This is a genomic window from Noviherbaspirillum autotrophicum (assembly GCF_000818395.1).
In the GTDB taxonomy this organism is placed as follows: Bacteria; Pseudomonadota; Gammaproteobacteria; order Burkholderiales; family Burkholderiaceae_D; genus Noviherbaspirillum; species Noviherbaspirillum autotrophicum.
Genome location: NZ_JWJG01000028.1, coordinates 3,709,776 through 3,725,093 on the forward strand (window position 1 = coordinate 3,709,776; position 15,318 = coordinate 3,725,093).

The following is a 15,318-nucleotide window of genomic DNA, read 5'->3' on the forward strand; positions in this document are numbered from 1 at the left end:
ACATGCACCGTTTTGTCAGCGACACAGCCGGCAAAGATTTTCGGTTCATCCGTTTTCGATCATCCCGTTAAGACTTCTATTGAATTCGGTGTGCGGGGACGCATGCCGGAGGTCTTTTATCGAAAACACATCATGACTTTTTTCACCTCACGCACCGGTGCCGCGGCATGGACGCCGCTCGCGCTTGCCTTATCGGCTGTACCAGCTTTTGCACAGACCAGCCCCGACAAGACGCTCTCCCCGGTGGTCGTGACCGCGTCACGTATCGAACAGCTTCAGACCGAAGCGCTGCCGCACACGACTGTCATAACAGCGGAAGACATCAGAAATAGCCAAGCGTCGGATTTGCCGTCGTTGTTACAACGTGAAGCCGGAATTCAGATTACGCAGAACGGTGGTCCGGGGCAAACAACATCGTTGTTCATGCGAGGTGCCCAACCTGCTCAAACGTTGATTATGATCGACGGCGTTCCGGTACATAGACAAGGCTTTGCTAATGCCCCAGCACTTGAACATATTCTCCCTGATCAGGTTGATCATATCGAAATCGTTCGAGGCAACGTTTCGGCAATTTACGGATCGGGTGCGATCGGTGGTGTGATCCAAATTTTTACTAAACACGGCTCCGGACATCCTGCCAGTAATGTGATAGCCGAAGTTGGCTCACGTGGAACTTTCAAGTTGACGGGGGCTGCTTCGGGGCAGATAAATGATACGCACTATGCATTGTCACTGACACGATTTAAAACGGACGGGTTTACGGCAAATAGTGGCGCTCAGTACCCTAACGAAAACCCCGACAGAGATGGTGACGCGAACAATAGCATTGCCGGATCGGTGGCGAATGAGTGGGCTAAAGGGCAGGAATTGGGTGTTCGTATTTATGCCAATGAAGGAAAATTCAGCTATGACGGTGCTGGTTATGGTGGTCCTGCTGATATCTATGAGGGCCAGTCCACGCAACGGACGCTAGCATTGTTTTCCAAAAATCGTGTATTGCAGCAATGGCAGTCGACGGTTACGTTGTCGCAGACAGAGACACGCAATAAAAATGCTTCGATAACTCCTTTAAGCAATTCTGTCAGTCGTGTCAATAGTGATACCAGTTTGTTAGAGTGGGCAAATGAAGTCAGCCTTTCATCGGTATGGGCACTAACAGCAGGATTGACTGCGGCAAGAGATAAGGTTGAAGACAGTTCCGGTAGCACTTGGGACGCGCATTCTCGATCTGCGTCGAGCGTTTATACTGGCCTGACCGGGGCAATCAACGCACACCAGTTGCAATTGAATGTCCGTCACGACCAAGTGGGGGGATCGGGGGGGGAAACAACGGGTTATTTCGGATATGGGTTTGAATTAACACCAGCAGTTAAATTGATTGCTAGCGCATCCACTGCATTCCACGCCCCAACGCTTGTACAACTTTATGACACAAATTACGGCAATCCGGGTTTGAAGGCAGAGCATTCACGTTCGTATGAAATTGGAAGCCAATATACGGTAGGCAGAACCTTGTTGAGAGCAACGTTGTTTGATACCCGTACGCGGGATCAGTTTGGATATGATGTTGCGTACAAAACTATTAATCTTGATAAGGTGCGTAATCAAGGTTTGGAATTGAGTGCCTCCACTCGCTTGGCTGATATCGATTTGCGTGCCAGCCTCACACTGCAGAACCCGAAGGACGAAACCACAGGGCAAAGGCCTCTTCGATTGGCGCAGACGCTGGCCTCAGTATCCTTGGCAAAGTCTTATGGTATGTGGAACTTCGGGGGCGATGTTCAATATGCAGGCAGTCGTCCGGATAAGGACTTTGCGCCGTATCCTCCAACAGACAAGGAGGATGATGCTTATTGGCTCGCCAACATCTATGTGCGTTACCAAGTTGCAAAGAGCATCTCGCTGTTTGGACGTGTTGAGAACGTATTCAATCGCAACTACCAAACCGCCTATGGCTACAACCAGCCACCGCGTGGTGTGTTTGTCGGCGTGAACTGGCGACCGTAACAAATATGACAATGCGACGGGCGAAATTAATCCTGGCCATGCTGGCTTTGTTCGCATGTGTCAGCATTCTTTTCGCCTGCATTGTCGGATCAGTTGCCACTTCCATCCCGGAATCGGTGGCGGCATTGGGCGAGATCCTGCGTGGCCAATCTTCATCGCTCGCCTCGACGCTCCTGGAACTGCGCCTGGGCCGCGCGCTCTCGGCATTCGTTACCGGCGCCACGCTGTCACTGGCCGGCGTCATGATGCAGGCGCTGCTGCGCAATCCGCTGGCAGATCCCTATGTGCTTGGCGTTTCCGGCGGTGCCGCCGTTGGCGCGTTAGGCGCCATGCTGATGTTTGGCGCCGTCTGGGCGGTCGATGCGGCCGCTTTTGCCGGAGCGATCGCGGTGGCGCTGCTGCTGTTCCTGCTTGCACGCCGCGACTTGCGCGGCGGCGGGGAGGGCAGCGCGCCGATGCTACTCCTGACCGGAGTCATCGTGTCGGCCGGCTGCGCCGCGCTGGTCACCCTGATGTTATCCATTGCCCCGGAAAACCGCCTGCGCGGCATGGTGTTCTGGCTGATCGGCGACTTGTCGGCAACCCAGCCGCGCCTTCTGCCGTGGCTGATCTGGCTGGTAGCGCTCGGATACGCGCTGCGCATGGCGCGCGCGATCAATGTCGTGGCACTGTACGCGGAAGCGGCCGCGACGCTTGGAATTCGCGTTGACCTGTTGAGGAAAGGGTTGTTCTTGTGCGCGGCGCTGCTGACCGCCAGCGCCGTCAGCAGCGCGGGCAGCATCGGCTTTGTCGGCCTGATCGTGCCGCATGCCTGCCGTTTCGCATGGGGATCCGATCATCGTCTCCTGCTGCCGGCTGCCACGCTGGCAGGCGGCAGTTTTCTCGTGCTAGCCGATACGCTGGCGCGTACGGTCGCGGCGCCGCAGCAACTGCCGGTCGGAGTGATCACCGCGCTGATCGGCGTGCCGGTATTCCTGTTGCAGCTGCATCATATCCAGAGGAGGGCATGATGCAGACCGCCAGTTTATCGCTGCGCATTCGCGGCCGCCTGCTGGTGGATGCGCTGGACTGGCAAGTCCGCCCCGGGGAATGCTGGTGCGTGATCGGCCGCAACGGCGCCGGAAAGAGCACCCTGCTGCGCACGCTGGCCGGCCTGCGTGAACCGGATAGCGGTTGCGTGCGCGTCGGCGGCCGCGAACTGGCCGCCTGGCCATTGCTGGAACTGGCGCGCCAGCGGGCTTATCTGCCGCAGGCCCGAAACGACGCCTTCGGCTATTGCGCCATCGAAACCGTGCTGGCGGCACGGCATCCTTACCAGGACATGCGCTACTGGGATGCGGAACAGGATCACCAGAGAGCATACGCGGCGCTGCGTGCGCTCGACGTCGAAGCGCTCGCGCAGCGCGACATTCGCACGCTGTCCGGCGGCGAGCGGCAGCGCGTCGCGATTGCGGCGGCGCTCGCCCAGGACACGCCGCTGCTGCTGCTGGACGAACCGGCCAACGCCCTCGATCTGGCGCACCAGGTGGGCGTGATGGAGTTGATGGCGAACCTGTGCCGCCGCGACAACAAGTCGATCGTCATTGTCAGTCACGACCTGAACCTTGCGCACCGGGCCTCCACCCACGCGCTCCTGCTGATGGGCGACGGGCGCTGGATCGCGGGCGAGGTCGCCGACGCGATGAAACCGCCGGTGCTGAGCGCGTGCCTCGGGTATCCGATCGAAACCGTCCAGCACGGCGGTAGGACCATTTTTATTCCGGCACAGCGCTCTCATCATGACTGAATACGCCACCGGGCAAGGCTGTTATCGCCGCATCGTCTGCCTGTGTACAGAGGCTGTCGAAACGCTGTACGCGCTCGGCGCGCAAGACGCGATCGCCGGCATTTCCGGATTCACGACGCGGCCGGCTCGCGCGCGGCGGGAAAAGCCCAAGGTCAGCGGCTTTTCGTCATCGCGCATCGAGCGCATCCTGGCGGTCGAGCCCGACCTGGTGATCGGCTTTTCCGACATGCAGGCGGAGATCTGCCGCGATCTGGCTGCGGCCGGCGTGGAAGTGCACTTGTTCAATCAGCGCGATATCGCCGGCATTTTCCATATGGTGCGCGTATTGGCCGTGCTGGTCGACCGGCAGGAGCAGGGGCGCGAACTGTGCGCCCGCCTGCAGGCGCAAATCGATGCGACGCGCCTGAAGGCGGGCAGTTGGACCGCTCGTCCCAGGGTCTATTTCGAGGAATGGAACGATCCGCTCATCAGCGGCATCGGATGGGTGTCCGAGCTGATTTCGATTGCCGGCGGCGACGACGCATTTGCCGATCTGGCGCGTCACGCAGGCGCAAAGGAGCGCATCATCGCCGACCCTTTCGAGGTCGTGCGGCGGGCGCCGGACATTATCATCGGTTCCTGGTGCGGCAAGAAGTTCCAGCCCGACAGCCTGTGCAATCGGCCCGGCTGGGACAGCATCCCGGCAGTCCGCAACGGCATGGTTGCTGAAATCAAGTCGGCCGACATCCTGTCGCCAGGGCCGTCCGCGATTGCCGAAGGGTTGCCCCAAATAGCAGCATTGATCGAACGCTGGCAGCACGCACAGAAATGACATTTCCGTTTTCCACCCTGATGGTGCAGGGCACGACATCGGATGCGGGAAAAAGCACCGTGGTCGCCGCACTGTGCCGGCTGCTGGCGCGCGAGGGCATCCGGGTTGTGCCATTCAAGCCGCAGAACATGGCGCTCAACAGCGCCGTCACGGTCGACGGCGGCGAGATCGGCCGCGCACAGGCGCTGCAGGCGCAGGCAGCGGGCCTGGCGCCGCACACCGACATGAATCCTGTGCTGCTCAAGCCGTCAAGCGATACCGGCGCCCAGGTCGTTATCCACGGCAAGGTGCGGGCAGACATGCAGGCGCGCGACTACCACCAATACAAGACGGTTGCGATGCAGGCGGTACTGCAATCCTATGCCAGGCTGAGTGCAAACCACGAAGCGGTGATCGTCGAAGGCGCGGGCAGTCCCGCCGAAATCAACCTGCGCGAGCGCGATATCGCGAACATGGGTTTTGCGGAAGCAGTCGATTGCCCTGTGATCCTGGTCGCCGACATCGACCGCGGCGGCGTATTCGCTCACATCGTCGGCACGCTGTCCTGCCTGTCCGAGAGCGAGCGCAGGCGGATCGTCGGCTTCGTGATCAACCGCTTCCGCGGCGATCTCGGCTTGCTGGAGCCGGGACTGGAATGGCTGGAGCGGCAGACGGGAAAACCGGTGCTTGCCGTGCTGCCTTACCTGCACGGATTACAGCTGGATGCGGAAGACGCGATCCAGCAGGCGCAGGGCGCGCAGGGAACATTCCGCGTGGTGGTTCCCGTGCCGCCGCGCATCAGCAACCATACCGACTTCGATGCACTGCGCGCGCAGCCGGAAGTCGATTTGCATTTCGTCGGTCCGGGGCAGCTAATCCCGCCGTCCGACCTGATCATCCTCCCCGGCAGCAAGAACACCCGTGCCGATCTGGCATGGCTGATCAAACAGGGCTGGGTCGACGCCTTACATAGGCATCTGCGCTACGGCGGCAAGGTGATCGGCATATGTGGCGGTTACCAGATGCTGGGTAAAACCATTACGGACTCGTTTGGCGTGGAAGGTGACCCTGGAGTGTCGCAGGGATTCGCTCTGCTCGACGTCGACACGCAACTGACGCCGGACAAGCGGCTCGCACAAGTGCAGGGCCGGTGCGCCTTCGCCGATGCACCGATGAACGGATATGAGATCCATGTGGGCACCACCAGCGGCAGCGCCACGGCGAATCCTGCTTTCTATATCGGCAATCGCCCGGAAGGCGCGCACTCGCAGGATGGGCAGATTCTGGGAACCTATCTGCACGGCCTGTTCGATGATCCGCAGGCATTGCGCGCGCTGTTGAACTGGGCCGGTTTGAAGGACGTCGCTCCGGTCGACGTCACGGCGTTGCGCGAGCAAAGCATCGACCGCATCGCCGACGCGGCCTTGCCATTGCTGCAGGCATTGACGAGGATGGGTGCTTGAGCGGCCCATCCCGCGTCTCTTAGAACATGCCGGAGACTTCCTAGGCCGCTTCCTGCGCGCGCCGCTGCAGCACGAAGATCGGCTGTGCCCAGTGCGTGTCCTTCTTCTTCTTGCTGGTGATGAGCGTCAGTTCCGACGGATCGTAGACGTCGGTGTTGTGCGTCAGCGGCGTCGTCATCAGGTATTGCGCATCGGTGTTCTTGAGGAACTCGCCGACCAGCTGGATGTTGCGGATGTCCAGGTGGGCGAACGGCTCATCGATGAACACGAAGCCGCCGGAGCCGTCATCCGACTTCAGCAGGCCGATCAGCAGAATCAGCGACTTCATCACCTGCTGGCCGCCGGACGCTTCGCCGTCGTTCAGCCCGATTGGACCCTTGCCGTCGAACTTGAAGCGCACATGCAGGCCGGCCTGCGCCAGTTGCACATCGTCGTTTTCCAGCCGCACCGGGTCGGTATGCACCTCGATGCCGGCCAGTTCGCCCAGCTCCTTGATGTTGCGGCTGTAGGTCTTGATGGTGTAGCGCAGCCGCTCGATATAGGCGCCGCGCGCGTTCTCGGTTGCTTCGCGCGCGCGGTTGTTCTGGTAGCGGCGCTCCTCGGTTTCCGTCTGCCGGCCCTGCAGCAACGCGGTCAGGCGCACATGCTGGTCCACCACGGTGGAATCGGTTTCCCAGTCGTCGCGTGCCAGGTCGGTGGCGAGATGCTTCAGGCGCAGTTCCACCTGGTGCGCATTCTGGTGTTCATCCACCAGTTCCAGTCGGCGCGCTGGCTTGCGCCATGCGTGCGGCAGGTGGCGCCAGGCCTTGCGGATTTCACCTAGCGCTCTTGCATGCGCTTCGCGCTCTTCACGCTGTCGCTTCTGCGACTGGCGCAGGTTCGCTTCACCGTCGGCCAGCGCGCGCTTGGCGTTTTGCCATGCGTTGTCGGCCAGCGTGCGGTCTTCCGTCGCTTTCTTCGTCAGAGGGAACAGTTCTCCCAGTCGGGTGCCGACTTCGGTGCGCGCAGCCTTCAGCGGCGCCGCACTGTGCGTGGCTTCGTCGAATTCCGCCTGGCGTGCCACCAGTTCCTTGGCTGCGTCGACGCCGGCGATGCGCGCCTTCAATGCGCTGACTTCGCCGGCGAGCTTGTTGATTTTCAGCGTGATCTGATCTTCCTGCGCTTCCAGCTTCGGCAGCGATTGCAGCAGTGCCGCCAGGCGCTGCGCGCGGCCGGCCTGGCCGAAACGGTAGCGCGCCGCTTCCACGAACAGTGAACGGCCGCCGCGGCGTTCATGGTGGTAGGCTTCCGGCGTAATCCATTCGTCGCCGGAGTGCTGCTTCATGCCGGCGTCGACTGAATCGACGCGGGTGATGCGCGCCAGCTGGTCGATCAGCCAGGACGGCGCCGGCGCGGTAAAGCGCACCACCGACAGCAGGCTCTGGTCCTTCACCTCCGGCGCTCTCACGCGGTCGGATACGATGAAGTGACCGTAGCGCTCCTTCTCGCCAATGCGGTAGGCCGCCGATGCATCGCGCGCGCTTTCCAGCAGTACGACCGAGGTATAGCCGCGCAACACGCCTTCGACCGCGCCTTGCCAGCGCGCATCGGTTACTTCGACGATATCGGGCAGCATCGCATGCTCGATCTTCGCGTCGGCCAATGCGCGGCGCATCGAACGCACATGTTCCGGATCGGGCAGGGCGGATTTGCCCTCCAGCGCGGCAATCGCGGCGCGTTCGCCGGCAATGCGTGCGGTGAGTTCGTCGCGCGCCTGGCGCAGACGTATATATTCGGCTTCCTTCTGTTCGAGCTGCGCTGCCACGTCCGCAATGTCGGCGCCTTCATCGGCGGCCAGCTTCTGCAGGCGCGCCTTCTGTTCGAGCAGGCTCTCCAGCGGCTTGAGTTTGCCGTTGAGTTCGCCCAGGCGCTTTTCCAGAATGGACTTTTCCTCTTCCAGCGCGGTTTCCTGCTGATGTGCGGCAGACAGTGCGTTGGCACGTTCGGCCAGCTCCGCGCGCTTGTCGGACAGCTGGACGTCCTGCTGCGCCAGCGAGGCTTTCGACTCGCGCAGCATGTGGCTGGTTGCGCCAGCCTTCTCGCGCACCTCGTGATACTGCAGCGTCGGCAGGATTTCTTCCTGCAGGTCGCGCTGTTCCTTGTTCAGTCCTTCCCACTGATGGAAGTTGGCCGCGCGCAGGCGCAGGCGCTCCAGGTTGGTCTGTGCCGCTTCCAGCTCGGTCTCGAAACGCTGCAACTCGATCTCGGTGTCGTGCTGATGGCGCTTGGCTTCGTCATAGGCATCGAGCACTTCCTTGTCGCCGAATACCTGGAATACCAGGTCCAGCAACTGGCGCGGCGCGTATTCGCACAGCTTGTCGGTTTCGCCCTGCTCGAGTGCCAGCACTTTCGCCATCGCGGGCGACAGGCCGGCGTTGGCCAGGCGCTTGCGGTAGGTTTCCAGGCCCAGCCAGTCGTTCGCATCCAGCACTTCCTCGATGGCCACCGCGCCGCCGCGCATCAGGTACTGGCGCTTCCAGTCGCCGCCGTTTTTCTGGATCTGGCAGAACAGCGTAACTTCGTCCTCGCTGAAAAAGCCGGACGAGCGGAACGGCCGGTTCGACAGCTGCCGTCCGACCGGACGGTTGTCGACCACCGCGCGCAGCCACGATGTCTGCTGCCCCGCATGGCGCGCATAGTGCTTGTACGAGCGGCCCATCGAGCAGTCGAGGCCGAACAGTGTGCGCAGCGCATCAAGCAGGGTAGTCTTGCCCGAGCCGTTCTGGCCGGCGATGGTGATGATCTTCGCATCCAGCGGGATATTCTTGACGCGTTGCCAGTAGTCCCAGTGGACCATCTCCAGCGATTTGATATGGAACATGCGAAGCCCTTATTGTTCTGCTTGCGGGAAAGAAAGGATGGCCGCTTCCTTCGGTGGCGGGCGATGGAAGATGTCGGCCAGCGCGCCGTTGATGATGCGGTCGCGTAGCGTGTCGGTATCCATCATCAGGTCCAGGAGCGGCCCTTCGACGATCATGTCGCCGCGGCGCTCAATGAAGCCGAGCTTGTTCAACTGGCCGAGGTTCATGTCCATGCGCGTCTTCTTGCCGAGCTTGTCGCCAAAGTCGGCAAGGAGAGCCTTATAGGAGATGCCCATCGACGCGTCTTCCGCGCGCGGCATCGGCTTTTCCTTTCCGAACATGTCTTCCTGATCTTCCAGTGCCGCCTGATGCGCTTCCTGGCGTTCGCGCTTGGGCAGGATGATCATCGCCCACAGCACCACCAGCAAGGCGACGCCATCGCGCGCCAGGCCCATGTTGTTGTTCTGCCAGACTTCGCGCGAGCCGAAAATCTTCGGCTCGATTTCGCGCGCCAGCGCTAGCGTGACGTTGTCCGCATAGACGTTGTCGACGAATTTCATGCCGCAGGCGGCGAGCCGCGCATCGAGGTCCTGGCGGAACAGCTCGTCGGTCAGCGCGCGTTTCACCAGCTTGTTTTCGCGCGCCAGTGTCTGGTGCGTGAGCAGCTGCGCGATCAGGAGTTGTGCATCATCGGTCATTCTGTGTTTCCGTGTCTGATTTCGGTGTCAGGGTGGCGATGGAGATCGCCGCTACGTGCGGGTCTTTGAGCTTCACCATGTCGTCCTGCGGCGCGAATTCGAGCGGCAGGCGGGCCATGGTCGCGGTGCCGCCCTGCAGCGCCGCCTCGCTTTCGTCGCCCAGCAAGGGCAGCAGCGATGCGCGGTAGGATGCAATCGCGAATGTGGCCGGCAGCAGCGTGTCGTGTACCGCCGAGGTGGCGTCGCTGGCGGAGGCAAAGGATGTCAGGCGCGTCAGCCAGGCATCGAGTTCCACCGGAATGGCCGCGGCTTCGCTGTGCGTGACGTGCGCATTTTCGCCAGTCGGCAGCACGTCGTCGGCGCGGTTGTTCTTGTCTGCAAATAGCTCGGCCTCGGCCACGTCGATCATCTCGGACGGCGTGATGAACATCGGTGTGACCGGCAGCGCAACCGTGCTGCTGGCGATGCCGGCCAGGTCTTCGTGCTGCATCAGCCAGGTCTTGATGTCGGTGGTCGACAGCCCCGACTGGCCGAGGTGCACGCGCTGGCGCTCGATCTGGTTGAGCGCGCGCGAAAACATGCCCTGCATGTTGAGCAAGGCACTCTGCGCGCGACCGATGGCTTGTGCGGCGCGGTGCGTGGCGGCGTCGGCGTCCGGATCGGTCGTGATCTGCTGGATGATCTGCGAGCCCTTATCCACCCAGTCGCAGGCGGTGTGCCATTTCTGCTGCGCCGTGCGCAGGCGGAATTCCGAGCCGGAGGCGATCGCATCGCGGAATTCCTCGGTCAGGTCGACCATGCGGCCCAGCAGATGCTGCAACTGTTCGACCGATACTCCTCCGACGGCCTGCGAACCGGCCACCTGCGACAGCAAAAAGCCCATCTCCGCATCGTCCTCTTCCTGGCCCAATGCCAGCAGCGCGTCGAGCGCCGCCAGGATATTGCGCGCCATCGGAGTGATGCGGTACACGCCCTGCGCGGCATCCCATGCCAGCAAATGGTGCGAGCGCAGCCGGGCCAGCACCGTTTCCAGGCTGTCCGGATCGAGATAGCCGAGCTTGGTATTGATGTCGGCGCGCGACAGAGAGGTCGCCTGCGTATCGGATGCGAGTTCCTGCAACACCAGCAAACGCACCAGCACGCCATCCGAGCCGCCATGAAACAGTGCGGTGAATGCCTGCAACAGCGGCTGTGCCTGCTTCAGGCGAAACACCTGTTCAATGTCGTCCGGGGAAATCTGGGGCTTGAAGTAGGCTTGTAGCGAGGTTGGTTGTTCGTCATCCGGCACGGTGCCGGAATTCATCGATAAATTTTGCATCCCGGTATTTTAAGGCAGCTGCCTATACGAAAGAACCTGAAATCGGCCTCCGACGCAGCGGGGGCCAAAATCAGCATGTTATGCTTGCAAGAATGCTTTTTCCAAATAGAAAATTGATGTTAAAACATTAATTTAGCGGAGGAAAACATGCCCGTCATCGTCATCGCCAATCCCAAGGGCGGCGTCGGCAAGAGCACGATCGCCACCAATCTCGCTGGGTATTTTGCCAAGCAGGGGCACAAGGTCATGCTGGGAGATGCGGATGTGCAGCAGTCGTCGCGCGCATGGCTGGCGCTGCGGCCGGGCAGCCTGCCGGCGATTGCAGCATGGGAGATTGAGAACGGCCATGTGGCCCGCCCGCCAAGGGGAACCACGCACATCGTGCTCGACACACCGGCCGGGCTGGGTGGTGCGCGTCTGGAAGAAGTGCTGCGCATTGCCGACAAGGTGATCGTGCCGCTGCAGGCTTCGATGTTCGATATTCTGGCGACCCAGGCCTTTCTGGAAGGCTTAAAGAGCAGGCACGGCAACCGTCACATCGGCGTACTCGGCATGCGGGTCAACGCCCGCACGCGTGCCGCCGACCAGCTGGCGCATTACGTCAGCAATCTCGGTTTGCCGGTTCTGGGATATCTGCGCGAGACGCAGAATTACGTGCAGCTTGCTGCACATGGGGCGACCTTGTGGGACGTGGCCCAATCGCGCGTGGAAAAGGATATCGAGCAGTGGGGGCCGCTGGTGAATTGGGCGCGGCAGTAATGCTTACTTGTCGCAGACCGGCTGCCTGCGCTCGTCCAGCACCGGGATGAGGGTCAGTTGCGCCGACAGGTACTGGAACATGTAGCTGCAACCGTAGGCATCCTTCACAAACATGCCATGCACTACGGTTTTTGCGCGCGACAGCTTTTGCGCTCTGGCCGCAGCCGGCGACACGAAATCCTCGCCTTCGGAAGCCGCCGCGCTGGAAATCGGCTGCGCGATCATGCGGCTGACTTGTTCAAACGCCGACGGGAAGAACGTCAGCGTAAAAATCGCACAAGCCGTGCCGGCGCCCAACAACATCAGGGCACGCTGCCATAGCGGTTTGCGGGGGATGTCGACGACGGGATTTTCGTTCAGATTGCTCATAAATTTTCACTGAATCTGCGATACGGTAAAAACCGGACTCTGGTGCCCGGCGTCGGACAAACTGGATGTTTCGGCAGGAAAGTGCGGCATGCCTGCGAAAGTCATCGATTATATGAACGCTAAGAATGCGGTCAATCCCATAAATAAGTATTGATGTTCGGCAATAAATTGGTGGGCGCCGGTGTCCTGCGGCCGCCTGCCGCGGTGCTCTTGCCAAAAAGGTAATGAACAGGTTCTTACCGCTTGTCGCGCACGGCGTCGAGTTGTCGGCACAGCGTTTCGGCGCCATCGAGAATGCGCGGACCGGAACGGTTTAGTAAGCCGCCGTCGACCAGCAGCAGGTTGCCATGCGCAACCGCTTTCAGTTTCGGGAAGCGGCGCCAGGCACCGAACACATCATCCTGTTCTCCGCTGCTTGCGATGATGGCATCGGGATTGGCCTGCAACACGGTTTCGATGTTCACGGTCGGTGCAAGCTGCGGCAATCCGCCGAAAATATTGGCCGCACCGCACAGTCGTAATACCGCAGACGGTGTCGTTTTATCGTTCAGGGTCATCAGTGGCGCGCGCCAGATCTGGTAAAACACCTTGAGCGTCGGGCGCCGGCTGTAGGTTGCTTCGAGCCGCTGCCATCGGGCCCGGAAGGAAGCGGCTGCCGCATGTCCTGCAGCGTCGGTGCCGGCCAGATGCGCCAACCGTTCGAGCGAACTGGCGATGTCGGCAAAACCATGCGGTTCGCTCTTGAAGACCGGGATGCCGAGTGTGTCGAGCTTTGCCAGCTGGGCTGCGGAATTGCCGTTGTTCCAGCCCACGATCAGATCAGGCTTGAGCTGGAGAATGCGTTCCAGGTCGAGCGAAATACCGCTGCCAACCGATGCGATGCGCTTTGCCTCGGGCGGATAGTCGCTGTACTCGGTCACGCCGACGACGTAAGCGCCGGCGCCGGCCGCAAACAGTATTTCGGTGGTGTGCGGCGCCAGGCTGACGATGCGCCGTGCCGGACTGCGCAAGGTGACGGTGCGTTGCGTGTCATCGGCAGCCGATACTGCGGCAAAGGCGGGCAGGGCCGCCGCGCAAAGCAGTGCCCATGCCGCGAGCGAGGGTATCAGCGACAAACGCATCGTCATGGCGTGCCTGGCGGCGGCAATCAGATTTCGAGATTGTCGATCAGGCGGGTGGTGCCGAGCTTGGCGGCTGCCAGCACGACCAGGGGGGCGCCTTGCGCCAAGTCGCCGGCGGACGGCGGCTGCAGGTCGGCGCGCTTGCGAATCGAGATATAGTCGGGCTTCCAGCCGCGCGCGGCCAGCTTTGCCACCGCGTGGCGCTCCAGCTCGAACATGTCGAGGTGGCCGGCGCGTACTTCTGCGGCGACTTCATTGAGCAGGCGGTACAGCTCCGGCGCCTCCGCGCGTTCCTGTTCCGACAGGTAGCCGTTACGCGACGACAGCGCCAGACCATCGTCGGCGCGGTAGGTTTCGGCCGCGATGATTTCGGTCGGCAGCGCAAATTGCCGTGCCATGTTCCGCACGATCATCAACTGCTGGTAATCCTTCTTGCCAAACACGGCCACGCGCGGCTGCACGCAGGAGAACAGCTTCAGCACGACCGTGGTGACGCCGGTGAAAAAGCCCGGGCGGAATTCGCCTTCCAGTATATTGCCCAGGTCGTCCGGCGGGCGCACGCGGTACTCCTGCGGCTCCGGGTACAAGTCTTTTTCAGTCGGTGCGAACAGGACGTACACGCCTTCCTTTTCCAGCTTTTCGACGTCGGCCTGGAAGGTGCGCGGATACTTGTCGAAATCCTCGTTGGGGCCGAACTGCAGCCGGTTGACGAAGATCGACGCAACCACCGGATCGCCGTGCTTGCGCGCCAGCCGCATCAGCGACAGGTGTCCTTCGTGCAGGTTGCCCATGGTGGGTACGAATGCGGTGCGCAGTTGTCCGCGCAACTGGTCGCGCAACTCGTCGATGGAGGAAATGATTTTCATGGCAGGCCTTGCTACATCAAAATGCCGGAATAGTGGAATATGCGGCGCGGGGTGAAGAAATCAGGTCGGAGAATAAGCCAGACGAACGTAGATCGGCGCAAAGGCTTCTGCCTGCGTGATCTCGATCAAGGTTTCCTTTGCCAGTTCAAGCAACGCGATGAAGTTGACCACCACCACCGGCACACCGCGCGACGGATCGAACAGGTCGGCGAATTCGACGAACCTGGTTGTCTGCAAGCGGCGCAGGATAGCGGTCATGTGCTCGCGCACGGAAAGCTCTTCGCGGGTGATGGTGTGGTGCGCGGTGAGTTTGGCACGTTTCAGGATATCGCCCCAGACTGCCTGCAACTCGCTGATGCTGACTTCCGGCCAACGGGTGACCATGCTCTGCTCGATATGGATCTGGGCGCGCACATAATCGCGCCCCAGTTGCGGCAGGGTGTCGAGCTGCTGCGCTGCGACCTTCATCTGCTCGTATTCCAGCAGGCGGCGCACCAGTTCGGCGCGCGGATCTTCGGCTTCCTCGCCGTTCTCGTTCTTCTTGACCGGCAGCAGCATGCGCGACTTGATCTCGATGAGCATGGCTGCCATCAGTAGATACTCCGCAGCCAGCTCCAGGTTATGAGAACGGATCTGTTCGACATATTCCAGATACTGCAGCGTGACCTGCGCCATCGGAATATCGAGGATGTTGAAGTTTTGCTTGCGGATCAGGTACAGCAGCAGGTCGAGCGGGCCCTGGAACGCTTCCAGGAAAACCTCCAGCGCGTCCGGCGGAATGTACAAGTCATTGGGCAGCTTGAACAGCGGCTCGCCGTACAGCTTGGCCCGCGCCACTCCGTCGACCGCGTCAGGCATGGAGTCGGGCAGGCTTGCGAGCGCTTGTTCAGGGGCGTCGGCAGGCAGGTGCATCAGCAGAGCGTCCTGCGGCGTGCTCACACTCAGTGCTTGGTCTGGTAGACGTAAGCTTGCTGCTTGATGCGCGATGCCTCGGCACGTTGGCGGGCGTCGAGGTCGAGCGGCGCCTTGTCCCACAGCAGGGCACGGCCTTCGCGCTGCTTTTGTTCCAGCGTCGGATCTTTCTGCTTGAGGTCCTTGAGGAACTTCGTGAATTCGGATTCGTAACGCGTATCTTGCTTGCTGAATTTCATGGTGTCTTCAATCGCAATGGAAAAGCAGGCGGTATTTTACATCGGGTTGACATGCTTTCCGCTAAACAAATGCTTTTATAAATACATGTTTATTTGGTAACTGTCGCTGCCAGTCTTGGCCCAATTATCTCTGAAGCGGGAGCGTGCCTG

Annotated in this window: 13 protein-coding genes and 1 pseudogene; 6 read left to right on the forward strand and 8 right to left on the reverse strand. The window is 61.0% G+C overall.

The window, feature by feature from the left end:
- Positions 1-12 precede the first annotated feature (12 nt).
- The 5 genes and pseudogenes from TSA66_RS18520 (at position 13) to TSA66_RS18540 (ending at position 6,046) form a co-directional block, all read left to right on the forward strand.
- Positions 13-2,007, forward strand: a complete 1,995-nt coding sequence (locus TSA66_RS18520; RefSeq protein ID WP_232429491.1) for a TonB-dependent receptor plug domain-containing protein — start codon at positions 13-15, stop codon at positions 2,005-2,007.
- Positions 2,008-2,012: 5 nt separating this feature from the next.
- The gene (locus TSA66_RS18525; protein ID WP_040041036.1) at positions 2,013-3,017 is read left to right on the forward strand and encodes a FecCD family ABC transporter permease; all 1,005 of its coding nucleotides are present in this window, start codon (positions 2,013-2,015) and stop codon (positions 3,015-3,017) included.
- Between the two features lie 20 nt (positions 3,018-3,037).
- A pseudogene (locus TSA66_RS18530) lies at positions 3,038-3,793 on the forward strand (ABC transporter ATP-binding protein); the annotation flags it as partial.
- Positions 3,786-4,604 (forward strand): cobalamin-binding protein, encoded by an 819-nt coding sequence (locus TSA66_RS18535; protein ID WP_040041038.1) that lies wholly within the window; start codon positions 3,786-3,788, stop codon positions 4,602-4,604. The pseudogene TSA66_RS18530 and the gene TSA66_RS18535, both read left to right, overlap by 8 nt.
- Positions 4,601-6,046 (forward strand): cobyric acid synthase, encoded by a 1,446-nt coding sequence (locus tag TSA66_RS18540; protein WP_040041039.1) that lies wholly within the window; start codon positions 4,601-4,603, stop codon positions 6,044-6,046. The genes TSA66_RS18535 and TSA66_RS18540 overlap by 4 nt, the downstream gene beginning before the upstream one ends.
- Before the next feature lie 40 nt (positions 6,047-6,086).
- Here the strand turns inward: TSA66_RS18540 and TSA66_RS18545 are convergent, their stop codons facing one another.
- The 3 genes from TSA66_RS18545 to TSA66_RS18555 are packed head-to-tail and all read right to left on the reverse strand — an operon-like array spanning position 6,087 to position 10,887.
- Complete coding sequence (locus TSA66_RS18545; RefSeq protein WP_040041040.1) at positions 6,087-8,906, reverse strand: AAA family ATPase; 2,820 nt, start codon at positions 8,904-8,906, stop codon at positions 6,087-6,089.
- 9 nt (positions 8,907-8,915) lie between these two features.
- Positions 8,916-9,584, reverse strand: coding sequence for a hypothetical protein (locus TSA66_RS18550; protein WP_052452430.1), 669 nt, complete (start codon positions 9,582-9,584; stop codon positions 8,916-8,918).
- Positions 9,574-10,887, reverse strand: coding sequence for a hypothetical protein (locus tag TSA66_RS18555; RefSeq protein ID WP_040041041.1), 1,314 nt, complete (start codon positions 10,885-10,887; stop codon positions 9,574-9,576). Before TSA66_RS18555 ends, TSA66_RS18550 begins: the two co-directional genes overlap by 11 nt.
- A 162-nt stretch (positions 10,888-11,049) precedes the next feature.
- Here TSA66_RS18555 and TSA66_RS18560 point away from each other — a divergent pair, with 162 nt between their 5' ends.
- Positions 11,050-11,661: a ParA family protein gene (locus TSA66_RS18560; RefSeq protein WP_040041042.1), complete on the forward strand. Its 612-nt coding sequence runs from the start codon at positions 11,050-11,052 to the stop codon at positions 11,659-11,661.
- Positions 11,662-11,664: 3 nt separating this feature from the next.
- Here the strand turns inward: TSA66_RS18560 and TSA66_RS18565 are convergent, their stop codons facing one another.
- The 5 genes from TSA66_RS18565 to TSA66_RS18585 all read right to left on the reverse strand — a co-directional run bounded on the left by TSA66_RS18565 (position 11,665) and on the right by TSA66_RS18585 (position 15,168).
- Entirely contained in the window at positions 11,665-12,030 is a 366-nt protein-coding gene (locus TSA66_RS18565; protein ID WP_040041043.1) for a hypothetical protein, read from the reverse strand.
- Positions 12,031-12,266: 236 nt separating this feature from the next.
- The gene (locus tag TSA66_RS18570; RefSeq protein ID WP_332309946.1) at positions 12,267-13,157 is read right to left on the reverse strand and encodes a cobalamin-binding protein; all 891 of its coding nucleotides are present in this window, start codon (positions 13,155-13,157) and stop codon (positions 12,267-12,269) included.
- 20 nt (positions 13,158-13,177) lie between these two features.
- Positions 13,178-14,017 carry a pantoate--beta-alanine ligase gene (gene panC, locus TSA66_RS18575; RefSeq protein ID WP_040041044.1) on the reverse strand — a complete coding sequence of 280 codons (840 nt, stop codon included), beginning with the start codon at positions 14,015-14,017 and terminating at the stop codon, positions 13,178-13,180.
- A 60-nt stretch (positions 14,018-14,077) separates the two neighbouring features.
- Entirely contained in the window at positions 14,078-14,929 is an 852-nt protein-coding gene (locus TSA66_RS18580; protein ID WP_040042754.1) for a segregation and condensation protein A, read from the reverse strand.
- Positions 14,930-14,958: 29 nt separating this feature from the next.
- Positions 14,959-15,168 carry a DUF3460 family protein gene (locus TSA66_RS18585; protein WP_040041045.1) on the reverse strand — a complete coding sequence of 70 codons (210 nt, stop codon included), beginning with the start codon at positions 15,166-15,168 and terminating at the stop codon, positions 14,959-14,961.
- Positions 15,169-15,318: the final 150 nt, after the last annotated feature.